21 protein-coding genes and 1 riboswitch are annotated in these 16,122 nt (G+C 42.3%); of the genes, 19 read left to right on the forward strand and 2 right to left on the reverse strand.

Annotated features, from left to right (window positions below):
- A partial coding sequence (locus tag ETB99_RS07140; protein WP_171700287.1) for an IS66 family transposase occupies window positions 1-492 on the forward strand: 492 nt, incomplete at its 5' end.
- A 69-nt stretch (window positions 493-561) separates the two neighbouring features.
- Here ETB99_RS07140 and ETB99_RS07145 read toward each other — a convergent pair.
- Window positions 562-1,416 (reverse strand): DUF1002 domain-containing protein, encoded by an 855-nt coding sequence (locus ETB99_RS07145; RefSeq protein WP_171700288.1) that lies wholly within the window; start codon window positions 1,414-1,416, stop codon window positions 562-564.
- 118 nt (window positions 1,417-1,534) lie between these two features.
- On the opposite strand from ETB99_RS07145, the gene ETB99_RS07150 reads away from it, so the two are divergent.
- The 6 genes from ETB99_RS07150 to ETB99_RS07175 all read left to right on the forward strand — a co-directional run bounded on the left by ETB99_RS07150 (window position 1,535) and on the right by ETB99_RS07175 (window position 6,221).
- On the forward strand, window positions 1,535-1,975 hold the full coding sequence (locus ETB99_RS07150) for a peptidylprolyl isomerase (RefSeq protein ID WP_171700289.1): 441 nt from the start codon (window positions 1,535-1,537) through the stop codon (window positions 1,973-1,975).
- A 149-nt stretch (window positions 1,976-2,124) separates the two neighbouring features.
- Window positions 2,125-2,257, forward strand: a riboswitch (FMN riboswitch).
- 140 nt (window positions 2,258-2,397) lie between these two features.
- Window positions 2,398-3,474 carry a bifunctional diaminohydroxyphosphoribosylaminopyrimidine deaminase/5-amino-6-(5-phosphoribosylamino)uracil reductase RibD gene (ribD, locus tag ETB99_RS07155; RefSeq protein ID WP_077428663.1) on the forward strand — a complete coding sequence of 359 codons (1,077 nt, stop codon included), beginning with the start codon at window positions 2,398-2,400 and terminating at the stop codon, window positions 3,472-3,474.
- A 5-nt stretch (window positions 3,475-3,479) separates the two neighbouring features.
- A complete protein-coding gene (gene ribE / locus ETB99_RS07160; protein WP_035019552.1) occupies window positions 3,480-4,118 on the forward strand; it encodes a riboflavin synthase in 639 nt (212 codons plus the stop codon).
- A gap of 5 nt (window positions 4,119-4,123) precedes the next feature.
- Entirely contained in the window at window positions 4,124-5,317 is a 1,194-nt protein-coding gene (locus tag ETB99_RS07165) for a bifunctional 3,4-dihydroxy-2-butanone-4-phosphate synthase/GTP cyclohydrolase II (RefSeq protein ID WP_004889735.1), read from the forward strand.
- Window positions 5,318-5,329: 12 nt separating this feature from the next.
- Window positions 5,330-5,794 carry a 6,7-dimethyl-8-ribityllumazine synthase gene (ribH, locus tag ETB99_RS07170; RefSeq protein ID WP_006318211.1) on the forward strand — a complete coding sequence of 155 codons (465 nt, stop codon included), beginning with the start codon at window positions 5,330-5,332 and terminating at the stop codon, window positions 5,792-5,794.
- An 82-nt stretch (window positions 5,795-5,876) separates the two neighbouring features.
- Window positions 5,877-6,221 (forward strand): GNAT family N-acetyltransferase, encoded by a 345-nt coding sequence (locus ETB99_RS07175; protein ID WP_006318213.1) that lies wholly within the window; start codon window positions 5,877-5,879, stop codon window positions 6,219-6,221.
- Between the two features lie 6 nt (window positions 6,222-6,227).
- Here the strand turns inward: ETB99_RS07175 and ETB99_RS07180 are convergent, their stop codons facing one another.
- Window positions 6,228-6,755, reverse strand: coding sequence for a DUF309 domain-containing protein (locus ETB99_RS07180; protein WP_171700290.1), 528 nt, complete (start codon window positions 6,753-6,755; stop codon window positions 6,228-6,230).
- Between the two features lie 27 nt (window positions 6,756-6,782).
- Between ETB99_RS07180 and ETB99_RS07185 the strand changes: the two genes are divergently transcribed.
- The 12 genes from ETB99_RS07185 to resB all read left to right on the forward strand — a co-directional run bounded on the left by ETB99_RS07185 (window position 6,783) and on the right by resB (window position 16,122).
- Window positions 6,783-7,544, forward strand: coding sequence for a segregation/condensation protein A (locus ETB99_RS07185; RefSeq protein WP_006318215.1), 762 nt, complete (start codon window positions 6,783-6,785; stop codon window positions 7,542-7,544).
- Window positions 7,537-8,118, forward strand: a complete 582-nt coding sequence (scpB, locus tag ETB99_RS07190) for an SMC-Scp complex subunit ScpB (RefSeq protein WP_171700291.1) — start codon at window positions 7,537-7,539, stop codon at window positions 8,116-8,118. Before ETB99_RS07185 ends, scpB begins: the two co-directional genes overlap by 8 nt.
- Before the next feature lie 17 nt (window positions 8,119-8,135).
- On the forward strand, window positions 8,136-8,471 hold the full coding sequence (locus ETB99_RS07195; RefSeq protein ID WP_253263579.1) for a hypothetical protein: 336 nt from the start codon (window positions 8,136-8,138) through the stop codon (window positions 8,469-8,471).
- Between the two features lie 41 nt (window positions 8,472-8,512).
- Window positions 8,513-8,932, forward strand: a complete 420-nt coding sequence (locus ETB99_RS07200) for a hypothetical protein (RefSeq protein WP_006318246.1) — start codon at window positions 8,513-8,515, stop codon at window positions 8,930-8,932.
- Window positions 8,933-8,944: 12 nt separating this feature from the next.
- Window positions 8,945-9,433 carry a YpuI family protein gene (locus ETB99_RS07205; protein WP_171700292.1) on the forward strand — a complete coding sequence of 163 codons (489 nt, stop codon included), beginning with the start codon at window positions 8,945-8,947 and terminating at the stop codon, window positions 9,431-9,433.
- Between the two features lie 58 nt (window positions 9,434-9,491).
- Window positions 9,492-10,268 (forward strand): superoxide dismutase, encoded by a 777-nt coding sequence (locus ETB99_RS07210; RefSeq protein ID WP_171700293.1) that lies wholly within the window; start codon window positions 9,492-9,494, stop codon window positions 10,266-10,268.
- Between the two features lie 69 nt (window positions 10,269-10,337).
- Entirely contained in the window at window positions 10,338-11,450 is a 1,113-nt protein-coding gene (locus ETB99_RS07215; RefSeq protein ID WP_129000469.1) for a D-alanyl-D-alanine carboxypeptidase family protein, read from the forward strand.
- A complete protein-coding gene (locus ETB99_RS07220) occupies window positions 11,443-12,036 on the forward strand; it encodes a nucleoside recognition domain-containing protein (protein ID WP_171700294.1) in 594 nt (197 codons plus the stop codon). Before ETB99_RS07215 ends, ETB99_RS07220 begins: the two co-directional genes overlap by 8 nt.
- Window positions 12,036-12,569, forward strand: coding sequence for a spore maturation protein (locus ETB99_RS07225; RefSeq protein ID WP_171700295.1), 534 nt, complete (start codon window positions 12,036-12,038; stop codon window positions 12,567-12,569). Before ETB99_RS07220 ends, ETB99_RS07225 begins: the two co-directional genes overlap by 1 nt.
- 571 nt (window positions 12,570-13,140) lie before the next feature.
- Window positions 13,141-13,878 carry a 23S rRNA pseudouridine(2605) synthase RluB gene (gene rluB, locus ETB99_RS07230; protein ID WP_077428657.1) on the forward strand — a complete coding sequence of 246 codons (738 nt, stop codon included), beginning with the start codon at window positions 13,141-13,143 and terminating at the stop codon, window positions 13,876-13,878.
- Window positions 13,879-13,971: 93 nt separating this feature from the next.
- Window positions 13,972-14,493, forward strand: coding sequence for a thiol-disulfide oxidoreductase ResA (gene resA, locus ETB99_RS07235; RefSeq protein ID WP_171700296.1), 522 nt, complete (start codon window positions 13,972-13,974; stop codon window positions 14,491-14,493).
- Between the two features lie 12 nt (window positions 14,494-14,505).
- Window positions 14,506-16,122 (forward strand): cytochrome c biogenesis protein ResB, encoded by a 1,617-nt coding sequence (gene resB, locus ETB99_RS07240; protein ID WP_171700297.1) that lies wholly within the window; start codon window positions 14,506-14,508, stop codon window positions 16,120-16,122.

The following is a 16,122-nucleotide window of genomic DNA, read 5'->3' on the forward strand; positions in this document are numbered from 1 at the left end:
CATTTGCGTGAGTTAAAAGGATTCATCGAACAAGGGCATACGTGGGCGATGCGCATGACCACGTTTCTGTTAGCCGCCAAGCAAGCCGTCGAAGCCCATCACGGTGCACTTTCCGAAGAAGAAGCGAGACGGTGGGAACGAGTGTATGATCGCATCCTAGAAAGAGCACAACATCGATTGGAAACGATGACACCTCTTCCGAAAAAAGCACTCGCTTTTGTTCGACGGCTTCAGAAACGAAAGGAAGAAGCGTTGCGTTTCTTACGTGAAGTACATGTTCCCTTTGACAACAACCAAGCCGAACGCGATCTTCGCATGGTTAAAGTCAAAGAGAACATTTCGGGTACGTTTCGCGTAGAAACATTCGCCCAGTCTTTTTGTATCACAAGAAGCATCGTTTCCACACTGACGAAACACGAAAAAAACGTGTGGGATTCGTTATGTCTTCTGTTGACGGGTGACACGCTTGATCGCGTTCTTTCTACCACTTAGGGCATTTTCTATTACGGGGATGCCCTATTTGTGTTGCGCTTCTTTACATACTACTATCGGAGTGAATAGTTACGCTCCGCGAAGGGCATTCCATATTTCTCGTAAAATATCAACAATGCGCTGAATAAACGTTCGACCTTCTTCTGTTTGTAAAAAAGCAGATAGCTTGTCTTTCGCTTGAGCAAGCTGTTCGTTCACTTGATTCCAGTCGATGTTCACATTTTTCATTTTGTTAAATAAAGAAAGTAAACTGTTTATTTCGTCTTCTGTTAACGTAATGCCAAGCTCTTGGGCGATCCGCTCAATGAGCGTACGCATATCTGCATCTGTTTGCGGTGGATTTTTCGCTATTTCTTCTTTAATTTTCGCCAGCAACGCGACCGCTTTATCGTTTCCGATTGATTCGCCAAGCTGTGCTGTTTTCACCATTTCCTCGTTCGCTACTTTTTTCACTTCATCCGGGATCGCCTCATTTGATGAAAGTTCGTACGCTTTCATTAACCCTGTTAACGCAGCTGTCCCTGATACAGGAAACGGTGCAGTAATGTAAATGACTGCATCTTTTACTCCAGCAGTAATGAGCGCATTCATATACATTTCTTTGGTTACCCAGTTAATGTTATTCGTTTCGACTTGCAACCCCGAACCAGGTGCCCCAATCGTAATTTTTGAGGATGAAATAGCCTTCGTCCCAATTTGTCCTTTTGGAATAATGCCGCCGAGATATTTATGCTCTTCTGCATTTGTAACCGTAATGATTTCAGCGTTGTCTGGCGCATTCATTTCTTTTAATATTTGTTGTTTTTGCTGTTCTGTTAAATTTTCCCCGAGCGTAATAATGACGTCCCCTTCAATCGCATCAGCGAAACTAACCGATGGGATCATAAACAACAATAAAATAAATATCGTAAACCACTTCTTCATTTCATAACCTCCTTCAACATCTTCCATACTATTGTACAAACATTTGCGTGAACATAGAAGTGAAATATAGTAAAATGAAGTTACGTTTGTTTTTACGATAGAAAGGTGGAAAAGTTTCATGAAGAAAAAAGGATATATCTTAATGGAAAACGGCGGAAAAGTGGAGTTTGAACTATTCCCAAATGAAGCGCCAATAACGGTTGCGAATTTTGAAAAACTAGCGAATGAAGGATTTTATAACGGGCTGACGTTTCATCGCGTCATTAAGCGATTTGTAAGTCAAGGTGGCTGCCCGATTGGAAACGGAACAGGCGATGCAGGTTATACGATTCCGTGTGAAACAGATAACAATCCGCATAAACATATCGAAGGTGCGATATCGATGGCGCATCGCGGACGTGATACAGGAAGTTGCCAGTTTTTCATTTGCCATGAGCCGCAGCCGCATTTAGATGGTGTGCATACCGTATTCGGTCAAGTCACCGCTGGAATGGATGTTGTAAAGGCGATGAAAAATGGTGATGTCATGAAAGAAGTAAAGGTGTGGGACGAACAATAAAAGGGACGATGAAGCGATGAAAAAAAACTGGGTATTATTTTTCATCCTTTTACTCGTTAGTTTCGTTTGGGGAGCAATGTATTGGCTGTTTATTGCAAAGTAATAGACATTTCGTTTTATTGTGCTATAATGAATAAAAATGGAATAAACGCATCCTTCGGGGCAGGGTGAAATTCCCGACCGGCGGTAATGAAACAGATGTTTCTCAGCCCGCGAGCCGTTAAGGCATGATCCGGTGCGATTCCGGAGCCGACAGTATAGTCTGGATGGGAGAAGGATTGCCAAAACTCACGTCACTTATTGAAAAAATAAGCTTGGCGATGGGTTATTTTTGCTATGCAAAAAAGGCGATCTTTACATACATCTTGCCCTAGGACGTCGTTCCTAGGGTTTTTATCTTTTATAAAGAAAGGTGGTGCGAGATGGACGAACAATATATGCGTTTCGCATTACAATTAGCGCAATCAGCTCGCGGACAAACGTCACCGAACCCGCTTGTTGGGGCTGTTGTTGTAAAACATGGTGAAATTGTCGGCTTTGGTGCACACTTAAAAGCAGGAGAGCCACATGCAGAAGTACACGCTTTGCGCATGGCGGGCGAGAAAGCGGAAGGAGCAACCGTTTATGTGACGCTTGAACCATGCAGCCATTACGGAAAAACGCCCCCTTGTGCTGATTTGTTAATTGAAAAAAAGGTGAAGCGCGTCGTTGTGGCGACGACGGACCCAAATCCGCTCGTGGCAGGAAAAGGCATTGAAAAATTAAAGCGAGCAGGAATTGACGTCACCGTCGGAGTGTTGAAAGAAGAGGCGGATGCGTTAAACGAAATGTTTTTTCATTATATTTCAACAAAAACGCCGTATGTGACGTTAAAGTATGCGATGAGCTTAGATGGGAAAATTGCAACAAAAACGGGCGAAAGCAAGTGGATTACGTCGGAAGATGCGCGGCGTGACGTGCATCGCGAGCGACGTATGCACGATGCGATCGTTGTTGGTGTCGGCACAATTTTAGCAGATGATCCAAGTTTAACCGTTCGTTTTGGGTATGAAGGAAAGCAACCAATTCGAATCGTTCTCGATACACATTTACGTACACCGCTTCACGCGAATGTCGTCACAGATCAAAAGGCGCCAACATGGATCGTCGTCGGCCAACATGTGACAGAGGAGCAAATGAAGCCATACGAACATGCCGGCGTACACATCATTCGTATGAATGAAAATAAAATTGATATTCCATCACTTTTACATGAACTTGGCAAACGGAACGTCATGTCCATATTTGTTGAAGGTGGAGCGCATGTGCATGGTAGTTTTCTACATTCTCATTCCGTTCAACAAGTGATTGCGTATATCGCACCGATGTTGATTGGGGGGAATGAAGCTCCTTCTGCCATTGGTGGAGAAGGGTTTGGACGAATGATGGATGCGCTTCGTTTACAAGTGAAACATGTCGAAAGGATCGGACCAGATATAAAAATCGTTGCTAAAGGATGATCACGATGTTTACAGGAATTATTGAAGAAATCGGCACGATTCAACAAATGAAACAAACAGGGGAAGCGATCGTCTTCACGATCGGGGCACAAAAAGTGTTACAAGACGTGCAGCTCGGTGACAGCATTGCTGTCAATGGCGTTTGTTTAACTGTGACGTCATTTACAGATCGCTTGTTTACTGTCGATGTCATGCCTGAAACGGTGCGAGCAACATCGCTTCGAACGCTTACAGTAGGAGCGAAAGTCAATTTAGAGCGCGCAATGGCAGCAAACGGTCGTTTTGGTGGGCACTTCGTTTCGGGGCATGTTGATGGCATTGGACGCATCGTTCGTAAACAGCCTGTCGCAAACGCTGTTTATTATGATATTGAGGTGCCAAGCCATTTACGTAAATATATGATTTTAAAAGGATCAGTTGCTGTCGATGGCACAAGCTTAACGATTTTCGGTTTAACGGACCGAACGTTTACAATTTCGCTCATTCCCCATACGCGTGAAGCGACGATTTTAGGAGCAAAAAAAGTTGGCGATATTGTCAATATTGAATGTGACATCATTGGAAAATATGTTGAACAGTTCGTTGGTGGAAAGCGTGAAGGATTGACGATGCAATTTTTACAAGAGCACGGATATAAGGAGTGAGCGCCATGTTTCATACGATTGAAGAAGCGATTTACGATTTAATGCAAGGAAAAATTATTATCGTTTGCGATGATGAAGATCGTGAAAATGAAGGGGATTTTGTAGCGCTTGCGGAAAAAGCAACGCCGGAAGTCATTAACTTTATGATTACACACGGGCGCGGTCTTGTGTGCGTGCCCATCACGGAAGAGTTGGCTGATCGGCTCGATTTAGCGCCGATGGTTAATCATAATACAGATGCGCATGGCACAGCGTTTACCGTCAGCATTGACCATAAAGCGACAACAACAGGCATTAGCGCATTTGAACGCTCGTTGACTATTCAAGAAATGCTCAACCCTGAAGCGAAAGCAAGCGATTTTAAACGACCAGGTCATATTTTCCCGCTTGTTGCGAAAAAAGGTGGGGTATTGCGTCGCGCCGGACATACGGAAGCTGCGGTCGATTTAGCCCGTCTTTGCGGGGCAAAGCCAGCAGGCGTTATTTGCGAAATTATAAAAGATGACGGAACAATGGCGCGCGTGCCTGATTTAAAGAAAATCGCGGAACAATTCGATATGAAAATGATTACGATTAAAGATTTAATCGCTTATCGCAATCGAAAAGAAAAGCTCGTCAAACGCGAAGTGGAAATTACGTTGCCAACGGACTTTGGTGAATTTAAAGTGATCGGATATTCAAATACGTTAGATGGGAAAGAACATATTGCCATCGTGAAAGGGGAAATCATCCCAGATGAACCTGTGCTCGTACGTGTCCACTCCGAATGTTTAACAGGTGACGTGTTCGGCTCTCATCGTTGCGATTGCGGTCCGCAACTTCATGCAGCGCTCGCACAAATTGAAGAAGAAGGTCGAGGGGTATTGTTATATATGCGTCAAGAAGGACGCGGCATCGGCTTGTTAAATAAATTGCGTGCCTATAAACTGCAAGAACAAGGATACGATACGGTGGAAGCGAACGAAAAATTAGGTTTTGCGCCAGACTTGCGCGACTATGGCATTGGGGCGCAAATTTTAAAAGATTTAGGTGTGACAAAAATGCGTTTGTTGACGAACAATCCGCGGAAAATTACCGGATTGAAAGGATACGGCTTAGAAGTGGTAGAGCGTGTGCCGCTACAAATGCCAGCCAAACGCCATAATGAGCGCTATTTGCGCACAAAATACGAAAAACTAGGACATATGTTGCATTTTTAAGGAGGAGAAAAAATGAACGTATATGAAGGAAATTTAGTCGGAACAGGATTAAAAATAGGCATTGTTGTTGCGCGATTTAACGAATTTATTACAAGCAAATTGCTTAGTGGAGCGCTTGATGGATTAAAACGGCACGGAGTAGAGGAACAACATATTGATGTCGCGTGGGTGCCAGGTGCATTTGAAATTCCGCTTGTCGCAAAAAAAATGGCGGAGTCGAAAAAATACGATGCGGTCATTACCCTCGGTGCCGTGATTCGTGGAGCAACGAGCCATTACGATTACGTATGCAATGAAGTAGCGAAAGGAACATCGCACGCCGCTCTTTCTTCAGGTGTTCCGGTTATTTTTGGCGTGTTGACGACAGATACGATTGAGCAAGCGATTGAACGCGCTGGGACAAAAGCAGGAAATAAAGGATGGGAAGCAGCGCTCAGCGCCATTGAAATGGCGAATGTCATGCGCACATTTTCTTAAAAAATGTTTAAAAAAGCGACAAGACCGTTTATAATAGCAATAGCGAGTAAACAATAAGTCTTGTCGATAATGAGGGATTCATATGCTAGTTCGCTATCGAAAAAACTATGAGAAAATTGCGATGGGTCTTTTGTCGTTTATGCCAAATGAAAAAGACTTAAAGCAGTTGCAACAAACGATGAAAAACTATGAAACGAACGACGATTGGCAACTGTTTTTATGGAAGGAAGAAGAAGATTTTATTGGCATTATCGGCGCCATTGTGCGTGAACATGCGGTTGAAGTGCAACATATTAGCGTCAATCCGTCCCATCGTCATCAAGGGATTGGAAAGCAAATGGTGAAAGCGTTAAAAGAATTGTATCCAAACAAGTCGTTATGTGCCAATGACATGACCGCTCCATTTTTGGATAAATGCGAACAATGACAGGGATCAACGTCCCTGTCTTTTTTGCTTTTGTCGCTCACGTTCAGCAACGACATCACTTCGATCACGCAACTTATGTTTATGAATCGTATATTCGTTTGTCATATCGCTTTTTTCCCCCCATACAAGCCCTTTTTGATCGCACTGTTGTTGACATATATGCAACAAGGAAGCATCAATGATCGGCAAGCAAGTGCTTTCATACGGTTGTCCATGATTGATTCGCTCTACATATGTATGAATAAGCGCAATGAGTTGTTCTACATGTATGCCTAGCGCTTCATATGCTTGCTTTTCTCTTTCGCATGCGTTTAATGCTTTTGTAAACATTCGTTTTGCTCCGATCATATTTCCTCGGCGATAATGATACATCCCGACAGCGAGCTGAATGAAGCCGACCCATACATGTTCGCCTGTTTGTTTCCAATGTTCTTCTAGCACTTCATGGCATTCAAAATAGTCGCGCGTGGCGTGAAAGTGAAGTAAATATTCGATATATGCCCTTGGATACAAGCGAAAGCCCCCTTTTTTCATATGCTTACCTGTATTATACTATTACTTATGAATAAAGGTGGGATCAATGTGCATTATCATGTGAAATTAGATCAATTTGAAGGGCCGCTTGATTTATTGCTACATTTAATTCATCGCTATGAAATTGATATTTATGATATTCCTGTGGCACAAATTACAGAGCAATATATGGCTTACATTCACGCGATGAAACAATTGCAACTTGATGTCGCAAGCGAATATTTAGTAATGGCGGCAACGCTTATTGAAATGAAAAGTAAAATGTTGTTGCCTAAGCATGAAGAAACATTGGAGGACGATGAATTATTTATTGAAGAAGATCCGCGTGAGCAACTCATGCAGCAGTTAATCGAGTATAAAAAGTTTAAAGAAGCTGCCAAACAGTTGCGCGAGCGTGAAGAAGAACGAGCGCTTTTATTTACGAAGCCGCCGAGCGATTTAACGGCTTATGCGTCAAACGGTGCACCGCTTGCGCTCGATGTTGATTTGTATGATATGCTTGGGGCGCTCGCGAAATTGTTAAGGCGGAAAAAACTACAAAAACCGCTTCATACGAAAGTAGCGCGTCAAGAAATTCCGATCGGACGACGGATGGAAGAAATTTTACACATATTAAAACATGGAGAGCGAATGAACTTTTACGATTTATTTCCGTATGACGATCGCGAGCAAATTGTCGTGACGTTTTTAGCTTTGCTTGAATTAATTAAGCGAGATGAAATTATTGTTGAGCAAGAAAATAATTTTGCTGATTTATATATTCGACGAAAAGGTGATCGATATGAATGAACTAGCGATAATGGAAGCGCTATTGTTTGCTGCCGGAGAAGAAGGATTAACATACAAGCAACTGGCTGATGTGCTTGATATTCAAGAAGAACGTGTATATGAACTTGTGCAGCAATTAAAGCATATGTATGACGTAGCGGAGCGCGGCATTATGGTCGTCGAGATGGCAGGAACGCTTCAACTTGTGACGAAAAAACAATGTGCTCCATATTTGCAAAAACTTGTTGAGTCACCAACGACGTCATCGTTGTCACAAGCCGCGCTTGAAACGTTAGCGATCATCGCCTACCGCCAACCAATTACGCGTGCAGAAATTGAACATATTCGTGGCGTGAAAAGCGATAAACCGCTTCAAACCCTATTAGGAAAAGCGTTAATTAAAGAAGTAGGTCGCGCAGAAGGAACAGGTCGCCCGATTTTATATGGAACGACGAAAGAGTTTTTAGACTACTTTGGCTTAAAGACGTTAGACGAACTTCCGCCTCTTCCAGAATGGGACGAACAAGAAGAAGAACGGGAAGCCGACTTATTTTTCGAACGTCTAAACGAACAACTGCAAGAAGTGAATGAGTAAATCAAAGGTGATGGGGGATGAGTTTTCGTTTTTTCTTTGGGCTTCTTTTTATTTTTGTTTTTGGAAGAATGGTTGAATACTATGTAGAGACGTATATTTTACATCCAATTTTGCAAAGTGCCATTCTCGCTGTTTTTGTTGCTGTTGTGTTTATATTAAGTGGGAAGGTGAGCAAGTGTTACGATTTTTTGGATAAAAAAGTGAAGATGCACATCTGGCTCCCAAGCTTGATCGGTGCGTTATGTTTAGCAATCTTTTTATACGAAATCGGCATATACAGGTGCTTTTATGCGCCTGTTTTTTCTTTTTATAGTAATGATAAAATTTTTCGCACGATTCGTAATTTATGGTAAAATAAATGTAGCTTCGTTGTTGAAAAAGGGGTGTATCGTTTGTGAAAATTATTTCTTGTCATGGCTATGAACTGCAAAAAGCACAGCCGAATACGTCGGAAGATTTTTTTAACCGTTCGGAAGTGACGTTTGTTGACGACGATGGAACAGAGCGAACGTTGCATGTGTTATATGTTCGATATTTCGATGAGCGTTTTTCACAATGGACGCCGTATGAACAAGATCCTGTATTTCAAGCAGGTGGGAAAGACGTATATTTTAAAGACATTGTCGCGCTCGTTTGTTTGCTCGCCGATCCATCACTTCGGACGCGAAAACGTGTATATATAAGTGAGGAAGAAGAGCTTCGTCGCTATTTTTCATCGATCGACTTTGCGAAATTGCCCGAAGTATTTGAGTCGCTTGCGAAACAACAAGCGTACGATGTGAAATCACCGCTTTTATTTATTGCGCAACCGTAAAGGAGGATGGAGATGGGGAATACTGTTGTTTTTAACCAAACGAAGCAAGTCGAGCAGTTGCTAAGCGGCATTGTAGAACAAATTACTCGTTATTTAAACGAAACGACGATTGAGCAAATGCAAGAAGAATGCGCAGGAGACCGCCATTATTATGAAGGGGTGCTTGCGGACTTACGCCGTTTAGCTGTATATGGTGAAGAAGGGATTGATGCATGTCGCATCGTCCTTCAAGAAGAACCGTTTCGGAAAGCCGCAGCAGAACAGGCGTTATATAAAATTTATCATTCATGTGTGGCGGAATTTTTTACACCAAAGCGCGATTTATGGTATGAAGATAGCCGTTCAGCGTATACAGGAAGACATTCAATTAAATTGAGACAACCTGCTCCTCCATCGTTACAACAATTGCTCCATGCGATTGAGGCTGATTTTCAAACAATGCGGGAAGAACTCGAATTTTATGAAACAGACTACCGAACAAAAATGATTCAATCGCAATAAGAAGCTGCGTGTGTCAGCTTCTTTTTTTGTTGCATATGATGCCGAAGGAGGTGGGAGTATGCAACAATATATTCATAACGTGCAAGCGTGGCTTGAGCGTGTAAAGCCATTTGTAGAGGAAGAGGCGCTTGGGCGATTAAACATGGAGCTTGAACGTGGAGATGTCGCGCGCATTCATAAACAAGTGACAAATATATATGAACAAATACAACGTAAGCGCGTACCGATTGGAGGACATACGCTACCGAAGATACCGTATGCGTACAATGCATTAGAACCGTATATCGCTGAAGAAATTATGCGTTTGCATCATGAAAAACATCATCAAAGCTACGTCGACGGATTGAACCGCGCGGAGAAAATGATGCAACAAGCGCGTGAGAAGAATGATTATGCGTTATTAAAACATTGGGAGCGCGAAGCTGCGTTTCATGGATCGGGGCATTATTTACACACAATGTTTTGGAACAATATGAAACCGCGTGGCGGTGGGCGTCCGGCTGGGGAGTTACTTCGACAAATCGAGCGCGATTTTGGCAGCTTCGAAGCGTTTCAACGACATTTTACGGAAGCGGCGAAGCAAGTGGAAGGAAGCGGATGGGCGCTTCTCGTTTGGTCACCGTTTGCAGGGAGGTTAGAAATTTTACAGACGGAAAAACATCAAAACGGCACACAATGGACGACTGTTCCGATCCTTGTGTTAGATGTGTGGGAGCATGCATATTATTTGCAATATAAAAACGATCGCGCAACGTACGTTCAACAATGGTGGAACGTTGTCAATTGGGATGATGTCGCGCGACGATTTGTAAAAGCAAAAGACCGCGTCATGTAGCGGTCTTTTTGTCATACATCATGTACTTATGCATACACTTGTACAAAACGGACAAAGGGATGAGGGTGTATGCGACGGCAATGGCTTGTATGGGTGATCGTGCTTTGTTTTTTTTGTTCGCTTTTTCCGAATGAAGCGAAGGCGATGTCGGTGAGTGCCAAAAGCGCGATTTTAATGGAACAGACGACAGGACGGGTGCTATTTGAAAAAGATGCGCATACAAAGCGGCGTATTGCGAGCATTACAAAAATTATGACCGCCATTTTAGCGATTGAATCAGGAAAATGGGAAGAGATTGTGACAGTAAGTGAACGGGCGGTTCGGACAGAAGGATCTTCGATTTATTTAAAACCAGGCGAAAAAATTGCGCTCAAACATTTAGTATATGGATTGATGCTTCGTTCTGGAAACGATGCGGCGGTGGCGATCGCTGAGCATGTTGGCGGTAGCGTCGAAGGCTTCGTTTTTTTAATGAACAAAAAGGCTGCAGAAATCGGCATGACAAATACGGAATTTGCGAATCCTCATGGGTTAGATGATGCGGAAAATCATTATTCCACCGCATATGACATGGCGTTACTGATGCGATATGCGATGCAAAATGAACAATTTCGTGAGGTGTCGGGAACGAAATTGTATCGCGCGCCAAATCCGACAGAAGATTGGGACCGCGTTTGGCGTAATAAAAATAAACTGTTGACGCATTTGTATGAATATTGTACAGGGGGGAAAACAGGATATACGAAGCGAGCGAAGCGAACATTAGTGACAACCGCTTCAAAAGATGGGCTCGACCTCATTGCAGTGACGATTGACGCAGGCGATGATTGGAACGACCACATTGCAATGTATGAATATGGATTTGCGCACTATGAACTAGTGACCGTAAAAGCCGATGAAATCGTAGGACAGATCGAAAACCCATTTTATGATAATCATCTATTTGTTGCACGTGATTTTATATATCCAGTTACAAAAAAAGAAGAGGCGCTTATTCGTTTAGAGCGAAAATTACTTCGCCCGCAAGAACGATGGAAAGAAACAGGGGTGCCAGCGATTGTTGGAAAGGCTGAACTGTATATCGGAAACAAAAAGGTCGATGAAACGCCTATTTTTTATAAGCAACAAAAGAAAACACGTTCTTTTTTTGACTGGTTGTTAGGGGTGGGGAGCGATGGTTAATCTTATTTGGGTGGCGCTTTTGCTTATTGGACTTCTGTTTGCGGGAATAAACGGAACGATGAAAGATGTGAACGAGGCGATGTTTCAAGGGGCGAAAGAGGCGGTGACGATTAGCATTGGCTTAATTAGCGTCCTCGTTTTTTGGCTCGGTTTAATGAAAATTGCTGAACGGTCTGGGCTACTTTCGTTTTTTGCCCATTTGTTCCGCCCAATTGCAAAAAAAATTTTCCCGGAAGTGCCGCCTGACCATCCCGCGCTTGGGTATATATTATCAAATATGGTGGCAAACATGTTCGGGTTAGGGAATGCTGCGACACCACTTGGCATTAAAGCGATGGAGCAATTAAAGCAACTAAACGGTCAAAAAGATGAACCGAGCCGTTCGATGATTACGTTTGTCGCTTTAAATACCGCAAGCGTTACGCTTATTCCCGCGACGGTCATATCGATTCGCATGACATATCAATCAGCTTCACCTGGAGAAATTATTGGCACGACATTTGTCGCTTCCCTTATTGCCACGATATCAGCGATTATGATTGACCGCGCGTTTTACATACGGAGGCGGAAAAAAGGAGGACTGTGATGCACGTTATTCAATTTTTATCGCTTTGGCTGATTCCTATTTTAATCGCTTGCATTTTGTTGCATGGAACGTACAAGCGTGTGCCGACGTATGAGGCGTTTGTTGAAGGGGGAAAAGAGGGAATTCAAATCGCTTTTTCTCTCATTCCGTATTTAGTTGGTATGCTCGTTGCTGTCTCCGTTTTTCGCGCTTCCGGTGCGCTTGATTTTTTTATTTCATATATAAAACCGTTCATCGTCCCGCTCGGACTGCCGTCTGAAGTCGTTCCGCTTGCGATCATCCGTCCGATTTCAGGAACGGCATCGCTCGGCATTGTGACGGACTTAATCGCAACATACGGACCAGATTCATTTATCGGGCGGTTAGCTTCTACAATTCAAGGAAGTACAGAAACGACGTTATACGTGCTCACCGTTTACTTCGGTGCTGTCGGCATTCGCAAAATGGGCGATGCTCTAAAAGTCGGCTTACTTGCCGATCTCATTAGCTTTATCGTATCATTTATTATTGTATTATGGATGTTTGGGAAATGAAGCGGTCGATATGCTTGTTGCCCGATGACAGGTATATTGGTAACATGATCAGAGTATACGGGATCGACTGGTTTGAATAATAAAATACGATGTTTAGATTGGTGTGAGTGTGGGGAATGACTGAAAACAAGAGATTGATTCTAAATGTTACTGTTTTATCCTTTATTTTAAGTTTTGTATATAGCTTGGTACTTCTGATGATTGAACACCCTCTTTTTTCTAACGAGATGAGTAGTCCGGGAAGTATTGTTGTTTTTACAGCTATATTTTTGATTTTATATATGTTTCATCTGTTTATTTCATGGCTACATTACATGTTTGTAAATAAAACAGTGGGTTCGATGAGAAGGAAGGCTATTGCTTTCTATTTGATTGGTCTTGTTTTATTATTCGTTTTATATATGTCTTTTCAAGTGAAAATCGTTTGGTTACTGCTTATTTCTTTTGTTATTCTTTCTTTTCCCTTATGCAAGAGAGGCTAGGAGAAAGTCGCATTGTGAGCGATTTTCTCTTTTCTTATTTTTGAACTCCTTTACCGAATGTGGTAAAACTATATAGTGAGGTGAATGAAATGGAACGATTACAAAAAGTAATTGCTCATGCCGGTGTGGCATCACGAAGAAAGGCAGAGCAATTAATCGTCGAAGGAAAAGTGAAAGTAAATGGAAAAGTCGTAACAGAACTTGGGGTGAAAGTAAGCCCACAAGATCGCATTGAAGTAGACGGCATTCCGCTTGAGCGTGAAGAGCCGGTATATTATTTGTTGTACAAGCCACGTGGCGTCATTTCGAGCGTAAAAGATGAAAAGGGCAGAAAAGTAGTGACCGACTTTTTCAAACATGTCAACAAACGCATTTATCCGATCGGACGTCTAGATTACGATACGTCGGGGTTATTGTTGTTAACAAACGATGGTGAGTTTGCAAATTTATTAATGCATCCGCGTTATGAAATTGAAAAAGTGTATATCGCAAAAGTAAAAGGAATACCTGCACGCGAAAAAATAAAACAGCTTGAAAAAGGTGTGATGTTAGAAGATGGGATAACGGCACCAGCGAAAGCGAAAGTGTTATCGATCGATAAACGAAAACAAACAGCGATTGTTGAACTGCACATTCATGAAGGACGCAATCGTCAAGTGCGTCGCATGTTTGAAGCCATCGGTCATCCTGTATTGAAATTAAAACGAGAACGCTACGCTTTTTTAGATTTAAAAGGGCTCAATCCTGGAGACTATCGCGAGCTATCACCGCATGAAGTGAAACGATTGCGCACGTTAGCGCTAGCTGGTTCGCCTTTTCCATCATAATTTTGTCACAATTTGTTCAAATCATTTTCATTATTTGTATAGTAGTAACTTGTATAATGAGATTGATGAAAACGGTTTATAGGAGAGTTGGCGATGAAAGAAAAGCGATTTTGGCTTCGAACGATCATTTTAGCCATGATGCTTGTAGCTATTGGCTATACGATTTATTCCAATGTATTTGTTGACAAAAAGGCGATCCAAGTTGGTGATTCAGCGCCGGATTTCGTACTAACGGATTTAAACGGCAACAAAGTTCAACTATCTGATTACCGAGGAAAAGGTGTGTTTTTAAATTTTTGGGGAACTTGGTGTAAACCGTGTGAAAAAGAAATGCCATACATTAATAGACAATACAACGTATATAAAAATGAGGGAGTAGAAGTGATTGCGGTCAATGTTGGTGAGGCGAAAGTGACGGTACAAACATTCGTTGATCGCTTTCAGCTTACGTTCCCAATTGTGATTGATCAACAAGATCAAGTGATGAATGCATACGATATTAATCCATTGCCAACGACATTTTTAATCGACAAAGATGGAAAAGTTGTAGATATCATCACAGGAACGATGACGGAAGAAGATGTGAAAAAACATATGGAGCGAATTAAGCCGTAAGGGGTTTTCAACATGGAACAAGTAAAATGTGAATGCGGACATGTTAATCCGATCGGAACGGTGCTTTGTGAAGCGTGTGGCAAGCCGCTTGAAGAAGTGCCAACATTATTAGATATGCGCTATGAAGGGAGCGCACGCCGTTCGCAAACGTACAACAAAACGATCATCGATAAAATTTGGAATTTTTTTTCATCTGTCAAAGTTGGGGTTTGGCTCATTGTAATTACGCTAATTGCCTCCGCGATTGGCACGATTTATCCGCAACAAATGTATATTCCGCCAACAGTATCTCCAGCTGAATATTATGAACAACAATACGGTTGGCTCGGAAAATGGTATTATGCGCTCGGCTTCCATGACTTGTATAGTTCATGGTGGTATATGCTGCTTATTGCACTCATTGGTGTATCGCTTGTCATTTGTAGTTTAGACCGTGTCGTGCCACTGTATCGTGCGTTAAACAATCAACGGGTGACGCGCAATGAACAATTTTTGCAACGCCAACGGCTATTTAGTCGCTCACAAGTAACGAATTATGAAGAGGCATTGCCAAGCGTCATGGACAAGCTAACAAAACGAGGGTATCGTGTTCGTGAAGAAAACGGAAACATTTTAGCAGAAAAAGGGCGTTTTTCCCGTTGGGGACCGTATGTGAATCACATAGGACTTATCATTTTTCTCATCGGTGCGATGCTTCGCTTTGTTCCAGGAATGTATGTCGACGAAAACATGTGGATTCGTGAAGGTGAAATAAAAGAAATTCCGGGAACGAATGGGAAATATTTTTTAGAAAACAAAACGTTTATTTTTGAAGTATACGAGAAAGAAAAGGAAAAAGAGGCGTTTCAAGCTGCCATTGACCGTGTCGGTAGCGGAATGATGGCGAAAAACTATCAAACAGATGTGGTGCTATATGAGCGTGTTGGCCCGGTTGTTGCCGGTGAAGAGCCGAAGTTAAAAAAAATAAAAAGCTTTTCCATTCGTGTCAACGAGCCGCTCAAACACGACTACTATGCATTGTACCAAGTGGACTTTAAACTGAATGAGCTAAAAAGTATGTCGTTCCATTTGACAGATAAACAAACGGCCAAGTCTTTTGGTACGATTACAGTTGATTTAATCCAACCGGAGAAAGAATATGATCTTGGCAACGGTTATAAAGTACAACTATTAAGCTACTTTCCAGATTTTTATTTTGATGAAAATGGAAATCCGAATACGCGCTCGAAAGTGCCAAACAATCCGGCGTTTGTATTTAAAATGTTTGCCCCAGATCGTCCGAAAGGGGAAGTCAGTTTTACTGCTATTCGTCAAACGATCGAACCGTTCGGTGATAACAAGTATAAAATGGCGTTTGCTGGTGCTGACACACGACATGTATCGGCGTTAACCGTCCGTCGTGATTTTACGCTTTGGATTTTAGGTATCGGGGGCACCATTTTTATGATTGGCCTTATACAAGGAATGTATTGGAACCACCGGCGTGTATGGATTCAGCGGATCAACGAAGATGTGCTTATTGCAGCACATACGAACAAAAACTGGTTTGGATTAAAAAAGGAGCTTGAAAGAATATTTAACGATACACCGTTTGTCATGCCAATCGATCAATTGGACAAGCGGTCATAA

The organism is Anoxybacillus sp. CHMUD (assembly GCF_013096965.1).
In the GTDB taxonomy this organism is placed as follows: domain Bacteria; phylum Bacillota; class Bacilli; order Bacillales; family Anoxybacillaceae; genus Anoxybacillus; species Anoxybacillus kestanbolensis_A.

Bases quoted from the DNA above. Each gene is read 5' to 3' on its own strand.
- ETB99_RS07145 (WP_171700288.1), bottom strand. From the start codon at position 1,416: ATGAAGAAGTGGTTTACGATATTTATTTTATTGTTGTTTATGATCCCA.
- ETB99_RS07150 (WP_171700289.1), top strand. From the start codon at position 1,535: ATGAAGAAAAAAGGATATATCTTAATGGAAAACGGCGGAAAAGTGGAG.
- ribD (WP_077428663.1), top strand. From the start codon at position 2,398: ATGGACGAACAATATATGCGTTTCGCATTACAATTAGCGCAATCAGCT.
- ribE (WP_035019552.1), top strand. From the start codon at position 3,480: ATGTTTACAGGAATTATTGAAGAAATCGGCACGATTCAACAAATGAAA.
- ETB99_RS07165 (WP_004889735.1), top strand. From the start codon at position 4,124: ATGTTTCATACGATTGAAGAAGCGATTTACGATTTAATGCAAGGAAAA.
- ribH (WP_006318211.1), top strand. From the start codon at position 5,330: ATGAACGTATATGAAGGAAATTTAGTCGGAACAGGATTAAAAATAGGC.
- ETB99_RS07175 (WP_006318213.1), top strand. From the start codon at position 5,877: ATGCTAGTTCGCTATCGAAAAAACTATGAGAAAATTGCGATGGGTCTT.
- ETB99_RS07180 (WP_171700290.1), bottom strand. From the start codon at position 6,755: ATGAAAAAAGGGGGCTTTCGCTTGTATCCAAGGGCATATATCGAATAT.
- ETB99_RS07185 (WP_006318215.1), top strand. From the start codon at position 6,783: ATGAATAAAGGTGGGATCAATGTGCATTATCATGTGAAATTAGATCAA.
- scpB (WP_171700291.1), top strand. From the start codon at position 7,537: ATGAATGAACTAGCGATAATGGAAGCGCTATTGTTTGCTGCCGGAGAA.
- ETB99_RS07195 (WP_253263579.1), top strand. From the start codon at position 8,136: ATGAGTTTTCGTTTTTTCTTTGGGCTTCTTTTTATTTTTGTTTTTGGA.
- ETB99_RS07205 (WP_171700292.1), top strand. From the start codon at position 8,945: ATGGGGAATACTGTTGTTTTTAACCAAACGAAGCAAGTCGAGCAGTTG.
- ETB99_RS07210 (WP_171700293.1), top strand. From the start codon at position 9,492: ATGCAACAATATATTCATAACGTGCAAGCGTGGCTTGAGCGTGTAAAG.
- ETB99_RS07215 (WP_129000469.1), top strand. From the start codon at position 10,338: ATGCGACGGCAATGGCTTGTATGGGTGATCGTGCTTTGTTTTTTTTGT.
- ETB99_RS07220 (WP_171700294.1), top strand. From the start codon at position 11,443: ATGGTTAATCTTATTTGGGTGGCGCTTTTGCTTATTGGACTTCTGTTT.
- ETB99_RS07225 (WP_171700295.1), top strand. From the start codon at position 12,036: ATGCACGTTATTCAATTTTTATCGCTTTGGCTGATTCCTATTTTAATC.
- rluB (WP_077428657.1), top strand. From the start codon at position 13,141: ATGGAACGATTACAAAAAGTAATTGCTCATGCCGGTGTGGCATCACGA.
- resA (WP_171700296.1), top strand. From the start codon at position 13,972: ATGAAAGAAAAGCGATTTTGGCTTCGAACGATCATTTTAGCCATGATG.
- resB (WP_171700297.1), top strand. From the start codon at position 14,506: ATGGAACAAGTAAAATGTGAATGCGGACATGTTAATCCGATCGGAACG.